Annotated in this window: 16 protein-coding genes; 9 read left to right on the forward strand and 7 right to left on the reverse strand. The window is 59.5% G+C overall.

The window, feature by feature from the left end:
• Positions 1-128: 128 nt before the first annotated feature.
• The 5 genes from Q1A89_RS16280 to Q1A89_RS16300 form a co-directional block, all read right to left on the reverse strand.
• Entirely contained in the window at positions 129-1616 is a 1488-nt protein-coding gene (locus Q1A89_RS16280; RefSeq protein WP_299730628.1) for a cytochrome c peroxidase, read from the reverse strand.
• Between the two features lie 56 nt (positions 1617-1672).
• Positions 1673-2002, reverse strand: a complete 330-nt coding sequence (locus tag Q1A89_RS16285; protein ID WP_299730631.1) for a hypothetical protein — start codon at positions 2000-2002, stop codon at positions 1673-1675.
• A 31-nt stretch (positions 2003-2033) separates the two neighbouring features.
• Positions 2034-2645 carry a GNAT family N-acetyltransferase gene (locus tag Q1A89_RS16290; RefSeq protein WP_299730634.1) on the reverse strand — a complete coding sequence of 204 codons (612 nt, stop codon included), beginning with the start codon at positions 2643-2645 and terminating at the stop codon, positions 2034-2036.
• A 77-nt stretch (positions 2646-2722) separates the two neighbouring features.
• Positions 2723-3427: a hypothetical protein gene (locus tag Q1A89_RS16295; protein ID WP_299730637.1), complete on the reverse strand. Its 705-nt coding sequence runs from the start codon at positions 3425-3427 to the stop codon at positions 2723-2725.
• 91 nt (positions 3428-3518) lie between these two features.
• Positions 3519-4463, reverse strand: a complete 945-nt coding sequence (locus Q1A89_RS16300) for a homocysteine S-methyltransferase family protein (RefSeq protein ID WP_299730640.1) — start codon at positions 4461-4463, stop codon at positions 3519-3521.
• A gap of 189 nt (positions 4464-4652) precedes the next feature.
• Between Q1A89_RS16300 and Q1A89_RS16305 the strand changes: the two genes are divergently transcribed.
• Positions 4653-5252 carry a TetR/AcrR family transcriptional regulator gene (locus tag Q1A89_RS16305; protein ID WP_299730643.1) on the forward strand — a complete coding sequence of 200 codons (600 nt, stop codon included), beginning with the start codon at positions 4653-4655 and terminating at the stop codon, positions 5250-5252.
• Between the two features lie 241 nt (positions 5253-5493).
• On the opposite strand, the gene Q1A89_RS16310 is transcribed toward Q1A89_RS16305, so the two are convergent.
• Both Q1A89_RS16310 and Q1A89_RS16315 read right to left on the reverse strand, forming a co-directional pair.
• Complete coding sequence (locus tag Q1A89_RS16310) at positions 5494-6372, reverse strand: sigma-70 family RNA polymerase sigma factor (protein ID WP_299730646.1); 879 nt, start codon at positions 6370-6372, stop codon at positions 5494-5496.
• Positions 6373-7116 (reverse strand): SDR family oxidoreductase, encoded by a 744-nt coding sequence (locus Q1A89_RS16315; RefSeq protein WP_299730648.1) that lies wholly within the window; start codon positions 7114-7116, stop codon positions 6373-6375.
• Between the two features lie 107 nt (positions 7117-7223).
• Between Q1A89_RS16315 and Q1A89_RS16320 the strand changes: the two genes are divergently transcribed.
• The 8 genes from Q1A89_RS16320 (at position 7224) to Q1A89_RS16355 (ending at position 12697) form a co-directional block, all read left to right on the forward strand.
• The gene (locus Q1A89_RS16320) at positions 7224-8123 is read left to right on the forward strand and encodes a helix-turn-helix domain-containing protein (RefSeq protein ID WP_299730650.1); all 900 of its coding nucleotides are present in this window, start codon (positions 7224-7226) and stop codon (positions 8121-8123) included.
• A 70-nt stretch (positions 8124-8193) separates the two neighbouring features.
• The gene (locus Q1A89_RS16325; RefSeq protein WP_299730652.1) at positions 8194-8649 is read left to right on the forward strand and encodes an SRPBCC family protein; all 456 of its coding nucleotides are present in this window, start codon (positions 8194-8196) and stop codon (positions 8647-8649) included.
• A complete protein-coding gene (locus tag Q1A89_RS16330; protein ID WP_299730654.1) occupies positions 8642-9196 on the forward strand; it encodes a DUF5655 domain-containing protein in 555 nt (184 codons plus the stop codon). Before Q1A89_RS16325 ends, Q1A89_RS16330 begins: the two co-directional genes overlap by 8 nt.
• 84 nt (positions 9197-9280) lie before the next feature.
• Complete coding sequence (locus Q1A89_RS16335; RefSeq protein ID WP_299730656.1) at positions 9281-9706, forward strand: hypothetical protein; 426 nt, start codon at positions 9281-9283, stop codon at positions 9704-9706.
• Positions 9699-10520: an RNA polymerase sigma factor gene (locus Q1A89_RS16340; RefSeq protein WP_299730659.1), complete on the forward strand. Its 822-nt coding sequence runs from the start codon at positions 9699-9701 to the stop codon at positions 10518-10520. The genes Q1A89_RS16335 and Q1A89_RS16340 overlap by 8 nt, the downstream gene beginning before the upstream one ends.
• Entirely contained in the window at positions 10507-10737 is a 231-nt protein-coding gene (locus Q1A89_RS16345; RefSeq protein WP_299730662.1) for a hypothetical protein, read from the forward strand. Before Q1A89_RS16340 ends, Q1A89_RS16345 begins: the two co-directional genes overlap by 14 nt.
• Before the next feature lie 71 nt (positions 10738-10808).
• Positions 10809-11566, forward strand: a protein-coding gene (locus Q1A89_RS16350; protein ID WP_299730664.1) for an IS5 family transposase whose coding sequence is annotated in 2 segments (ribosomal slippage) — positions 10809-11127 and positions 11127-11566 — 759 coding nt in all. Because the reading frame shifts where the segments join, the coding sequence is not laid out codon by codon here.
• 102 nt (positions 11567-11668) lie between these two features.
• The gene (locus tag Q1A89_RS16355; RefSeq protein WP_299730668.1) at positions 11669-12697 is read left to right on the forward strand and encodes an IS110 family transposase; all 1029 of its coding nucleotides are present in this window, start codon (positions 11669-11671) and stop codon (positions 12695-12697) included.
• The last annotated feature ends 73 nt before the right edge of the window (positions 12698-12770 follow it).

Genomic DNA, 12770 nt, shown 5'->3' on the forward strand with positions numbered 1-12770 from the left:
AGCACTGATCAAAGGCGGTGAAGATATTCTCCTTCACCCAGGTGGAACAAACGCAGCGAATGTCCGAAATGCGGGCTGCGTCTGCAGCATCTGGGCCGCCAGGTGGCCGGCCGCTTTGGGCCGTCCTGTCAGTTTGAGATCAGGTCGTTTTGGCGAGGTTGCGGAGGAAGCCCAGATGGCACGCTTTCGGGCACAAGAAATGCCCGGTCTTTGGCGCTTTCGTCCGTCAAGCTGTCGAGAAAAGCCAAAATGTCTGCGATCTCGCGATCGCTCAGCAAAACGGGTTCAAGTTCGTTCGCTGCGGCAATACGCGCTGTCAGGTCCGAGGAAGCCATGACCCAGCGATCTCGGGCCATAAATGGTTCGCGGCGATGATCTTCGAGCGGCGAAAACCTGATGTCCGAACCCCGGGACGAGAGCCGTTGGATGCGCGCCAGCTGCGGCAATTGCACGGTCTCCTCGGCAAAGTCCAAGAGGCTCGTTTCAGGATCGAGGTGGTGCCGAACCATATCCTCGAGGCGGTCGAATGCGCCGCTATGTCCCCACGGCCCTGTCAGGGTCACATTACGCAGTGATGGCGTACGAAAGGCAAAGAGGTCAGTGTCGTCGAGGGTCACACGATGGCGACCTTCGTCTTCGGTTCTGACCGGAAACCCACTGCTTTGCCAATAGGTTCTGTCCGAACTATGCCCCTTGCCGGGTCCAATCTGGGGGGTGGCAATGGCGTGAAAATCGTGATCGGTCAGAAGTGGCCCGCCGTGACAGCGCGCACATCCCGCCTTTCCATAGAAAAGGTCCAGTCCCGATTGTGCCGCCGGGGCAAGATGCGACGGGTCGCGGGTGCGCAGCACCTGATCGAACGGGCTTTGGTCTGACCGGAACGCGACGGTCTGAAACGCAGCCAGCGCCTCTGCGATATGGATGTATTCAACGTCACTGGCGGTTTCGATTTCCGGAAAGGCAGCGCGCAGTTCGTCCAGATAGCCCGGCACCGCCGCAACGCGCGCGGCAAGCATGGACCACACGGTGGTCCGGTTTTCCATATGCGCGGCGTTGGCAATCGGATTTTCGCCATACTGCCCCGCCATTTCGATGGGCGAGGTCACCGGAAAAAATGCCTGGGCAGCCAGTACGCCCGGCACGTCTCCGGGCAAGTAGCGGCCTGCCGGGCTGCGGATGCCAGCGGTGTTTAGGGCCTCCACGCGCCCATCGTGGAACATCGCGGTGTAGCCGCGTGCGCCGACGTTCCACAGGGGCTGCGCATTGCGGGGCACGCGGCCCGTGACCGGGTCCTTGGTAATACGATCCGGACCCGCGCCAAAACCGCCTTCTCCGATCCCAAGCGCGAGACCGTCGCCGGACCCGAAGGCGGGATCATGGCATGTCCCGCAGGAGATGTTCCGGTTTCCCGACAGGATCGGATCGAAGAAGAGATTCCGCCCCAGCTCCACCAGCGCATCATCCGGTGCGCCGTCATAGAGATAGTCGCTGTCCTCCAGCGGTCTGGGCAGCGGGATCTGCAGGTCGGGTTCGGCCATGGCTTGTGAGAGCAGAACCACCGCGACGCCGATCGAGATTACGGTGGAAAGAGATACGCATGCGGGACGGGAGGCCATGTTGAATTCCATTTCATTTTGCGTGCAGGTCGTCTTTATCCTGGCCGGACGCGGAATCAGGCTCCGACAGGTGCAGCCCGGGTAAAGAGCCAAATGCTCAGGATCGCGAGACCGAGGCCCGCAGCTTGCGATGCGCTGAAGCGCTCGCCAAAGACCGCGGCCCCGATCACCGACAGGACGACCACCTGGCTCATGCTCGACAGGACAGCGCCCTGACCAAGACCGTGCGCCAGCAGCCGCGCATAGGCGAGATTGCTCAGGCCAAAGATGAGAAAGGCGAGTATCAGGAAGTGCCCCAGCCCGGTATCGGCAAAGCGCTTCAACAGGACACTTCCGGCGGTGAAGCCGGTGCCGCAGGTGGCAAGTGCAAACCAGTGGGTAAACATGGTGGGTACCTTCCTTGGAAATGATGCGCGTTCAGACCGCGCGATTTCGGTCCACGGGCTTGATCAGAAGCAGGACGTCGCCGGTGTAGTAGGGTTGGCATGGGTGCAGCCGGACCGGTGCCCTGGCTGCCAGCGCAAACCCTGCACGGCGGTAGAGACGCACGGCGCCCGTATTTTGCTCATAGACCTGAATGCTGAGCCGGTCATATCCGGCACCGCGGGCCGTTTCCTCGACCGCGGACAGAAGCGCTGTACCGATACCGCCGCCCCGTGCGCAGGCGCGCACAGCGAGGGCGTTCACATACCAGGTTCCGACGGACTGTGCCTCAAGCGCCACGAAAGGGGTGATAGGTGCGGGCAGGTCGTTCGGATCAACTGTCGGGGGCGCGTCAATGGCATAACTTAGCCCCATGCCGATAACATCGCCATCGCGTTCGGCAACCAGTGCGTTGGCATAGGAAAACCCGCCGTCGGTCCGGCACGCGCGGGCCATTCCAATATCCAGCGGCGACTGTCCGTCAGTCGCGCTTGTGGTCCAGAGCCAGGACGGTATGCCCTCGCCCGCGATATCGATCAAGATGGCCAGATCGGCCGCATCCCTGGCTGTGGCGGAGCGGATCGACATGTGAAAACCGTCTTTCATGTGATGTTCCTTTGTTGAAATCTTGCGATCCGTTCCATCGCCCGGCCTTGCGCGGGCGATGGAACTTTGTTTTGCGGTCAAGAATTGGGCGCTGCGCTTGCGTCGATCATCGGCCCGACGGGGACGCCGGAATCCCACTCCATTTTGCGGCCCCGGTCGTTTGCGGATGGCGGGGCCCCGAAGTAGTGAAATTCCGCTTTTTGCACTGCGGCGGTGTCGGCAGGACTGACGTGCGAAGCCTGATCGTCCGGGGCATCGGCGAACGCATACGTCGCGTTGATGGCCATGTAGGCGTTGAACCCCAGGGTGGTCTGGATCAGGCCGCGATCGAAACTCGCGTATTCCCCCGTGGCGCCGGTGATCGGGCGCAGGTTCGGTTTGCCCAGATCGGCAATTTCGGTGCCCTGTGTCACGACGGTCTCGCCATCGTCGAAAGCAAACACCTGTCGGCTGATAACCCAGACACCTGTTGTCGCGTTTCCACCTTCACCGACGAAATAGCCATCACAGGTCCAGGTCCCCAGCACGAGGTCCGGAAATGCCGGACTGCCATCTTCGAGAACACCGGTCGTTTCGGCATCGAGCGTGCCAGCTGGATAGATATACCCCTGACTGATGAAAGCGTTGCCATAGGCGGGCATTCCGTTTTCGTGAACCGGTTGGGCGGCCATGAAGATCCGCGTGTGATCTTCGGCGACATCGAAAGATGTCAGGGGCTCTGCCAGTGCGCTCTGGCCGATCATGAGGGCGGCAACGGCCGCGGAAGTGATAAGTTTCTGCATTACATGCTCCATTGATGTGACGGCCCGGATGAAAGGACGTGTGACGCAGCCGGACCGCCAGGGGCCGCGTCGGAAAGAGGTTTCTAGGCGGTCAGGCCGGGGCCCGCGCGGCCTGCTGCGCCGCGATACACCCGACGTGCCGATGATCGGTGCCGCAACAGCCGCCCACCACGCGCAGGTTGGGCAGGAGTCGGAACAGGTCCGCGTGCAACTGTCCAAGCTCCTGCGGATCGCCGTCATCGAGGGTTTCGGCCGCATCCAGCTCTGCATGGCTGAGCCGCGAGGCATTGGTGCGCAGACCGCCGATGCGGGTGATCCACGCGCCGCCCGTCGCCAGAACATCGCGGAAGTGATCGGGATGGGCACAGTTGACCATGAAATAGAGCGGCGTGGCGCGGGTGGCGGTATCGACCTCTTCGATGGCCGCGTCCAACGGTTGCCCGCTGGGCAAGCGCCCGTCGGTTTCGACCGTGAAGGAGATGACCACAGGTATGTCAATCTCGCGCGCCGCTTGTGCGATGCCGATGGCCTCGCCCGCATGGGTCAGCGTCATGGCCGAAATCATGTCGACGCCCGCCTTTCCCAAAGCCTGAATCTGCGGCGCATGGATCAAGAGCGCTTCGCGTCCCGAAAGCTCGACCTCGGGCGCATAGGCATCACCCGATGGGCCGACCAGCCCGTTGAGCAGGATCGGATTTCCCGGATCCTCGAGGCGTGTGCGAATGCCTTGCATAAAGGCGACCGCCCGCGCGTTGATGGCAATGGTGTCGGCGAGGCTCAGACCCAGCGGACCGGCCCAGGCGGCCCCTGCGCGCCAGGTCGGCACATCCATGACAAACCCGCGACACGCGCGTTTTGCCAAGCCGGCAAAGCGTTCGAAATACTCGGTCAGGGCGGCGCGCCCCGCATCACTGTCCAGCAATGCGGCTGCTGAAAAACAAGGCAGGTCAAACCCCTTGTCAAAGATCATGAAAGTCTCAAGCCCGCCGTCGCTCAGGTAAAACCGGTCGGCCGATGTCAATTCGTCGATGCGCATGTCGCGTCTCCTTGGTTCGTTTCATCCAAGGAATACGCACGGTCCCACGTCCTGTTGACTGATCCCGCGGTCCAGTCATTGAGAATATTTAATGAATATATTACAGTGTCTTACGAAAGCGCTCTCTAGGCGATGAGGCCCGAGCCCCTGTCAACTTGACTTGCAGTACAGTGATTTTGGAGGCCGTGCATGGCCGATACGAGAACGACGATCCTCGATATCACCGAGGCCGCAGTGCTTGAAAAGGGGTTCGAGGCCACCTCGATCGAAGAAATCGCGGCGGCAGCAGAGATCTCGCGGGGCGGCTTCTTTTATCATTTCAAGGACAAGAACGCGCTCGCACGGGCGCTGATCGAACGCTACATCGCCACCGAAGATCGCCTATATGACGATCTTTTCGCCCGCGCACGCGAACTGAACGACGATCCGCTGCACGCCCTGCTGATTGGACTGAAACTGCTGGCAGAGACGCTGGACGACATGCCCAACGGTCATCCTGGCTGCATCATCGCATCCGCAGCCTACCAGGATCGTTTGTTCGACCGCGGGATCCGCGATCTCAATCGGCAGGCAATTCTCGGTTGGCGTGCGCGATTTCGTGCCATGTTTGAGCAAATTGCAGAAAAGTACCCACCTAAGACCAAAGTTGATCTCGACGCGCTCGGTGACATGGTTTCCAGCGTTGTCGAGGGCGGCCTGATCCTCGAACGCGCGCTTGGCGAACCTGGCGTACCGGCCGCCCAGATCATGCAGCTAAGAACCTATATAAAGTTGTTGTTCGCGGACTGAAGTTAGCGGAGGATAAGGACTCAGTTTTTTGTGTGATGAAATTCCGATATGACTGTGAGCAACCGCGTATTCAACATTCGAATAGCAATTTCCCCGCCATCGCAGTGAAGCAATATAAGCCTTGAAGGAATCGATTTCCCCCATCCATTCCGCAGGATGCCGCTCACCTCATCAATGTCCGGTCTTGGGGAACAAGGTATGCCGGTTTTGCGCAATCCGAATGTCGTCTAAGGGCCGTTGCTTATGGCAAGGAATATTCAGCGTCCATCGCTGCATATCGCGCGTAGCGGAAATCCCGAATGCCTGCTATCCGGTCATCGGCGAATTCAAGCAGAACGAAGTAGATCGGGCGGTCCGTAGGTGCGTTCCGGTCAAAGGCCAGGATCGCAGGCTGGCCTTCCACCGCGCCAGCGGCCATTTGCCAGTCCGTGCGTTTGGCGTAGTTGCCGAAGTAACCAGACACCGCCTGCTTGCCTGTGCGCCCTTCGACCGAGACCAGTTCGAGACGCACTTCTTCCCTGAGCATGTCGAGGATGCGATCAAAATCGAGGGCGTTGAACAGGCGGACATATTCTTGCAGCAAGCGCCGGTTTTGGGCGTCCAGTTCCGACCGGGCAGGGGTGTGTTCTGCGCGGGCCTTGGCCAGCGCTGCCCTGCCTCGGTGAAGCGCCGATTTGACGGCGCTTTCGCTGGTTCCGGTCAGGTCGGCGACCTCCTTGGCTGAATATCCAATCACGTCGCGCAGGATCATTGTGCTGCGCTGGATAGGTGTCAGCGCCATGTAAGGAGTTAGGGCTTCGGGCATCATGGCCTCTGCGTTTGTGGCGGGGTTGGGCGGCAGGTTGATCAGCTCAGCCTTGGCTGCCCTTTCCCGACCGCGCGCGCGGAAGGAGTTCAAGGCCGTGTTGTGGGCGATGCGAAAGAGCCATGCGCGCAGGTTTTGAACCTGCTCGCCCTCGCGCAAAGCCACGGCCGCAGAAAGCAACGCATCCTGAAGCACATCCTCGCCATCAATGACGGAACCGGTCATGCGGGCGAGATACCGGTGCATCTCGGCCCGCAGACCGGGCAACGCCGCGACAAATGCGGCGTAGCCATCTTCATGAGCTTCATTTCCCATTCAGCCAAATGGCTCCATCTTTTCTCCCGTAACCGTCCAAGCGCCGGGGGCATTGGCCGCGTCGGGGTCGACCAGTTCAAGCACCCGATCTGCCAAGCTTTCGGGCGTGACCTGTTTTGCCCATCGAGCCATGAAGGCCGCTTGCGTCATTCCCGCCTCTTCGGCATAGGCGCGTGAGGCAATATCTGCGGTCTTGGTCCCCGCGATGAACTGGTTTGTGTAGATCGTATAGCATCTGAGGCCCAATTCGCGCTTGTCGGATTCACCCGCCGCATAGTTGGTCAGGTAATGCTGCATCCGCTTTGCCCCGGCATAACCGCCCGAGAGCCGCGACCCGCTTATGGCCGCGCCGCTCGACAAAGTTACGATGGTGCCGCCCTTGCTCATCGGGAGTGTAACAGCAAACTTCAAGAAGTCGAAAGTGGTTTTGGTATCCGCATTCCACGTCGCGCTAAACTCTTCCCAGCTTTGATCCTGAAAGCTGCTCATCTTGGGTGAAATGCCGCCCGCGAGGACGAGGAGGTCAGGCTTTATTTCCTCGAGCAATCCTGTGGCAATCCCGGCAGCGCCATCGCCGACTTGGGTAATGATGTTTTCGTGTTCGGATGCCAGCGTTTCCAAATCGCTGGCGGTTCTGGCAACCGCCGTCACCTTTGTGCCAGCCTCGGCCAGTTTTGGCGCCAAAGCGCGCCCGGTGCCTCGGCCTGCGCCGATGATTAATGCGGTTTCAAATTTCGTCGTCATGAACTTCCTCTCCATCTGGTGTCAAAGGTAAGACACCGCAGGACAGGCAAAGGGTTCGGGGGGTAAATATTTTTTTCGCCGCTCCGGTCGTTGGCTCGCGGGTTAGGATGCCGGGTATCTCGCCATTGATCGCCGTGTCCCGTAAACTGAACCGCATGAATTCCGGTTTTCCGTTTGAATTTGAAGTCCTCGAACCTACGGGTGCGCTTGGCAGCGCGGTCGCATCGTTGTGGTTTGCGCGAGGCACTGTTCCGTATGAGCAGGAACACATCGCGCCAACCGGATCGGTTGTTGCGATCTTTGTGCTTGGCGATGCGATTGAACAGGCCTCAATCGCGGATGCGAGGGCCAAGACAATCTCTAAGTTTGGGCTTTTGATTGGCCCGCATGACGGACCGTTGATCAATCGTCCTCATGGCGAGACGTTTGCCGTCGGCATTGTCGCCAAGCCCACCAGCGCAAATAGGCTGTTTGGCATTTCGCCGGCGAAATTTCGTGGAAGAGTGGCCGATCTTGCACATTCTTGGAGCAAGTCGATTGATATTCGCCAAGAGCTTTCGCGGCTCAAACCCGGAAAGGACATGTTGCTATGGCTTGAGCAACACCTTGCGGGCGCGCTGAAGCCTGAAACGCGCTCGGAGATGGCTTGCGCCGCGGCTATCGACCTGTTGGAAGCCGACCCAAAGCTACAAATTGCGGGCGTCGCAGATCGGGTTGCCATGAGTGTTTCGAACCTGGATCGGACGTTTGCCAGAGTCGTTGGCATTACACCGCGATCCTTGGCCAACCTGTTGAAAATGCGCCGGTTACTCGCCGAACTGGATGTTCGTGCGGTTATCGATTGGGCGGGGCTGGCTGCGGAATATGGCTGGTACGATCAATCGCATTTTGTGAAGGCCTTTCGCCATCACACCGGGCACACGCCAACGGGCTATGTCTTGGCGCAGCGCAGGCATTTCGATGACCAAACCCTCGAAAATGCAGCCGGGTTTGTTCCAGAGCTTTGATTGCGGAATTCTTACAATACGAGCGCGCCTGATCTCTGCCAATGGTGGCGGGTGAACAGGAGGACGATTCATGAAGTACGTTTTGTCGGGCCACTGTAATTGCCCACCAGAAGACTTTTTGCGGTTCATGTTTGATCCGCAACACATGCTCAAATGGCAAAAATCGCTGATCAGCCATGAGGTAGTAGGCGGTGAAGTACCCCAGCAAGGGGCCCGATCCGCCATGACGCATCGGTACGGCAAGCGGGTTATCAATATGACGGAGACTGTGGAAGTTTCTGATCTTCCGAATGGTCTGACAGCCGTCTATGAAGCGCCTTCGGCCTGGAACCGTGTCCGATATGAATTTTCACGCGATCGCTCTGGCGGAACAGAGTGGCGGCTGGAAAGCGAATTTCGCTGCACCGGGGTCTTGCGGATCATGACAATACTGATGCCGGGGATGTTCCGGCGCACGACTGCAAAGGAAATGGAAGCATTGAAGGCCTACGCCGAGGCGCATCGCGGGGGCTTGCCCCATGACTGATCAAAAGACTGCCGCTGAGAAACAACTGGAAAATGTGCTCCGGGCAACCGGCAAATCGTTGGATCAGCATGTAGCCGAGGTCAGGGCGAGCGCAGTCCAGAAACACGGCCAGATGTTGAAACTGTTCAAAGACACCTACGGCTTGGGGCATGGCAATGCGAACCTTTTGGCGCATGCGGTTCGCACCCAACTAGATGGAGGGCCGCAAAGCGACGACGCAATGCTGGAGGCGCAGTATGCAGGGGCCAAGGCAGCGCTACGCCCGCTCTTTTCCGAAGTTGCGGCGATGTGTCAGGCGCTTTGGGGCGACGTCACAGAAGTCGTACAGAAAACCGGCGTGGCTTACCGTCGCAACAAGATGTTTGCCCTTGTGCAGGCGCCGTCTGCAAAGCGTCTGCAAATCGGGCTGAACCTGCCCGGCCAGACAAAATCCGAACGCGCGGTTCCTATGAAAGGCATGTGCAGCCATCGGATTGATGTTCTGTCAGAGGCGGACATTGATGATGAACTGGCGCAGCTTCTTAGATTTTCTTATGAGAATGGCTGACTTAAAAGCCTGAAATATCAATACTTTGGCGGAAACATCGCGCCATTCCGTCTAACAGTCATGACCAACCAAAGGGAGATTGTCATGACTGTTACAGCAAAAATCGGCGCCGTGGGTTTTGGGCTTTGGGCACTTTTGCACATCGTCGGCGCAGGCGCGATCCTTGCGGCGGTGATGTCGGGCGGGCCTGAGGCGGGATATGTTATTTATGGCGTCGGCGAGGGCGCCTTGCCCGCCGCCACGGGCGCCATACTGGGCTATTTTGCGTTTCTGTTGTTGGCCATCGCGCTCGTGGTCGGGGGCATTGCGGCGCGCATGAACTGGAACAACTCCGAGGCCGGGCTGGCCATCAATACCGGCATTGTCCTTGTTATTGAGATTGGGTTGATCCTGTTCCTGCTGATCCCCGGCCACCTGCCGTTCATGCAGGCCCTGCCAGGCTTCGTGTTCTTTGCCATCGGCGTTATTGCTGGGGGTATGGCGTGCAGAAAGGACCCCGAAAATGCCTGACACACTCGTTCAGCAAGCGCAAAACGGAGACAAGTCGGCGTTTGATCGACTTGTTGGGGCGGACTTGCCAAAACTGCGCCGGATCGCGACGCGCATGATCGGACATCCCGAGGATGCCGAGGACGTTCTGCAAGACGCCCTGCTCAAGGCCTGGAATGGGATCGGTGGATTTGGTGGCCGCGCCGCTTTTTCGACGTGGGTGGCTTCAATCGTTGCCAATGCTGCGACGGATCATCTGCGGACGCAGAAACGCTGGCGAACCGAGGCGCAGGTGGCCTATGCCAATCTCTGTGCTGGCTCGGAAGAATTGTCGGGCGAGGTTGTGGCGGCGGCATCTTCACCCGAGTATGCCTATGAGGTGCGCGAGCATATCGCTTATTGCTTTGCCTGTGTCGGGCGATCCTTGCCGGTTGATGAGCAAGCCGCTTTGGTCATGCGCGACGTGATGGACCTCTCTGCGCGCGAGGCATCTACGGTGCTTGGCATCTCCGACAGTGTTCTGCGGCACCGGCTGGCCGCCGCCAGAACGGCGATGCAGGACAAGTTTGACGGGCTTTGTGCCTTGGTCAGCAAGCGGGGAATTTGTCACCAATGCGCCGGTCTGAAAATGTTGGCACCTCCCGAAAAACGGGGCGGTCCCTTCCCGGATGTAGCGGACATGGCCGACAGGATGGCCGTGGTCCGCAATGCGGAACCGGGGAGCATGGCCGGGCTTCACACTGTGTTCTGGCGCGGGACGAAAGAGGCCGAGGAAACGGGCGCCGGTTCCACAGAGCCGGATTCAGGATGTGGAGAAGACGATGACGAAAGCTAATCGACTGCCGCTGCCCAAGCGGTTCAATGCGGCAATGACCGAAGAAGCTTACGCCGGTCTCCGGGCGCTCAACGAGGATTGGCATTTTGGGAACAACTACCTGCTGACGATCCTGCTGGAGAACTTCGACAGGGTGGTTGATCAGGATGCCTTTGAAGAGGTGATGAACGAGTTTATTGCCGAATATGGGCAGCCTGTGGGCGGTGGGATGGGTTAGAGTCAGGACCTATAAATTTGCTTGAGCGAGGGCCCTCGGCATGATTCAAACTCCCATCATTGGGAGGGATCATGAGCGAGCTTTACTGGCTGACCGATGGGCAGATGGAGCGGCTGCGGCCGTTCTTTCCGAAGTCTCGCGGCAAGCCTCGGGTCGATGACCGGCGGGTGTTGAGCGGAATAATCTTCATTCAACGCAATGGGTTGATGTGGAAGCACGCGCCCGCAGCCTATGGGCCGCCGAAGACGCTTTACAACCGCTGGAAGCGGTGGAGTCGGATGGGCGTGTTCGCCACCATCACGACCGAGCTGGCCGCGCAGGCGCAGGAGACCGAGATCGTGATGATCGACGCGACCCATACGAAGGCCCACCGGACCGCGTCGAGCCTTGCGGTTCAAAAGGGGGGCGCGGACGGCTGATCGGCCGGACGAAGGGCGGGCTGAACTCGAAGCTGCACGTCCTGGCCGATGCGAAGGGCCGCCCGATCCGGATGTTCCTGTCGGCGGGCCAGACCTCGGATTACATTGGCGCACGGGCGCTCTTGTCTTCCATTCCTCGGGCCGGATCGCTGCTGGCAGACCGGGGCTACGATGCCGATTGTTTCCGCAACGCGCTGATCGAGATGGGTATTTCGCCCTGCATTCCATCCCGCATCAGTCGGAAGGTCCTGATCCCGCACGACGCTGACCTCTACCGCCAGCGCCACAGGATCGAGAACATGTTCGCCCGGCTCAAAGACTGGCGCAGGATCGCGACCCGATACGACCGATGCCTGATCCTATTCCTCTCGGCCTGCGCGCTGGCAGCGATCGTCATCTATTGGCTATGAGATGCCGTAACGGGGCCTGCGTCACGCGCCGCCGTTGCCACTTGTCAGATCAGCACCGCGTTGTCGCCATTCCCGTATTGAACCCACATGGAGGATGACGGGATGAAGTTTTTTGTTGGATTGGATGTATCGCTTTCGAAGACCTCGGTCTGCGTGATCAGCGAGCACGGCAAGATCATCACCGAGGCAGAGACTGAGAGCGAACCCGAGGTTCTGGCGCGCTGGCTGGACGATCTGGACGGCAGCATCGCGGCTATTGGCCTGGAGGCTGGGCCATTGTCGCAATGGCTGCACCCCGGACTGACCGAAGCGGGCCTTGCTGCGGTGCTCATGGAAACGCGTCAGGTGAAAGGTGCTCTAAAAGCGATGCCGATCAAGACGGACCGCCGCGACGCCGAAGGGATTGCGCGCCTTCTTCACCTCGGCTGGTTCCGTCCAGTTCACTGTAAGTCTGTATCTGCTCAGGAAGTCCGATCTGTTCTCGGCGCCCGAAAGGCCATTCAGCAGAACATGATCGCCTTGGAAATGTCGCTGAGAGGATTGCTCCGGAACTTTGGTCTGAAGGTCGGTGCGATCTCTCGCGGTAGATTTGAGGCGCGTATTCGGGAATTGGCGGATGGCAATTCAATGTTGGAAACCGCGACAGCACCTATGTTGCGGGCCAGAGCATCTCTGCGACAGGAGCTGGCCGGTCTCGAAAAGCAAGTACGCCAGTTGGCTGCGGACGACCCCGTATGCCGCCGCCTAATGACGATGCCAGGGATCGGTGCCGTCGTGGCGCTAACCTTCCGTTCTGCAGTCGATGATCCGGTCCGCTTTCGGTCTTCAAAGAGGATTGGCCCTTGGGTTGGTTTGACACCATCACGTAACCAATCCGGTGAACGGGACGTATCAGGCGGCATCACCAAAGCTGGTGACGTCAATCTGAGGCGAGCATTGTGCCAGGCAGCTACCGTCATGATGAATCGTGGCCGATCGACATGGCTGAGAACATGGGGAGCCCTGCTCGCGCAGCGGCGTGGGCGCAAAATCGCCATGGTCGCCCTCGCACGCCGCATCGCCGTCATCCTCCATCGGATTTGGGTCGATGGCACAACCTTCCAACCGGATGCCGCGCCGAACTTTGCCTGACCGCATGACCCACTGCCCGTTGCCTGCCTGATCGCAGGCTGTCGAGGTCCCGCAGGGACGTGGTTCCGATGAT

Origin of the sequence: uncultured Tateyamaria sp. (assembly GCF_947503045.1) — a bacterium.
Lineage (GTDB): Bacteria > Pseudomonadota > Alphaproteobacteria > Rhodobacterales > Rhodobacteraceae > Tateyamaria.

Excerpts from the sequence above, each read along its gene's own strand:
- Q1A89_RS16280 (WP_299730628.1), bottom strand. The coding sequence starts at position 1,616 with ATGGCCTCCCGTCCCGCATGCGTATCTCTTTCCACCGTAATCTCGATC.
- Q1A89_RS16285 (WP_299730631.1), bottom strand. The coding sequence starts at position 2,002 with ATGTTTACCCACTGGTTTGCACTTGCCACCTGCGGCACCGGCTTCACC.
- Q1A89_RS16290 (WP_299730634.1), bottom strand. The coding sequence starts at position 2,645 with ATGAAAGACGGTTTTCACATGTCGATCCGCTCCGCCACAGCCAGGGAT.
- Q1A89_RS16295 (WP_299730637.1), bottom strand. The coding sequence starts at position 3,427 with ATGCAGAAACTTATCACTTCCGCGGCCGTTGCCGCCCTCATGATCGGC.
- Q1A89_RS16300 (WP_299730640.1), bottom strand. The coding sequence starts at position 4,463 with ATGCGCATCGACGAATTGACATCGGCCGACCGGTTTTACCTGAGCGAC.
- Q1A89_RS16305 (WP_299730643.1), top strand. The coding sequence starts at position 4,653 with ATGGCCGATACGAGAACGACGATCCTCGATATCACCGAGGCCGCAGTG.
- Q1A89_RS16310 (WP_299730646.1), bottom strand. The coding sequence starts at position 6,372 with ATGGGAAATGAAGCTCATGAAGATGGCTACGCCGCATTTGTCGCGGCG.
- Q1A89_RS16315 (WP_299730648.1), bottom strand. The coding sequence starts at position 7,116 with ATGACGACGAAATTTGAAACCGCATTAATCATCGGCGCAGGCCGAGGC.
- Q1A89_RS16320 (WP_299730650.1), top strand. The coding sequence starts at position 7,224 with ATGCCGGGTATCTCGCCATTGATCGCCGTGTCCCGTAAACTGAACCGC.
- Q1A89_RS16325 (WP_299730652.1), top strand. The coding sequence starts at position 8,194 with ATGAAGTACGTTTTGTCGGGCCACTGTAATTGCCCACCAGAAGACTTT.
- Q1A89_RS16330 (WP_299730654.1), top strand. The coding sequence starts at position 8,642 with ATGACTGATCAAAAGACTGCCGCTGAGAAACAACTGGAAAATGTGCTC.
- Q1A89_RS16335 (WP_299730656.1), top strand. The coding sequence starts at position 9,281 with ATGACTGTTACAGCAAAAATCGGCGCCGTGGGTTTTGGGCTTTGGGCA.
- Q1A89_RS16340 (WP_299730659.1), top strand. The coding sequence starts at position 9,699 with ATGCCTGACACACTCGTTCAGCAAGCGCAAAACGGAGACAAGTCGGCG.
- Q1A89_RS16345 (WP_299730662.1), top strand. The coding sequence starts at position 10,507 with ATGACGAAAGCTAATCGACTGCCGCTGCCCAAGCGGTTCAATGCGGCA.
- Q1A89_RS16355 (WP_299730668.1), top strand. The coding sequence starts at position 11,669 with ATGAAGTTTTTTGTTGGATTGGATGTATCGCTTTCGAAGACCTCGGTC.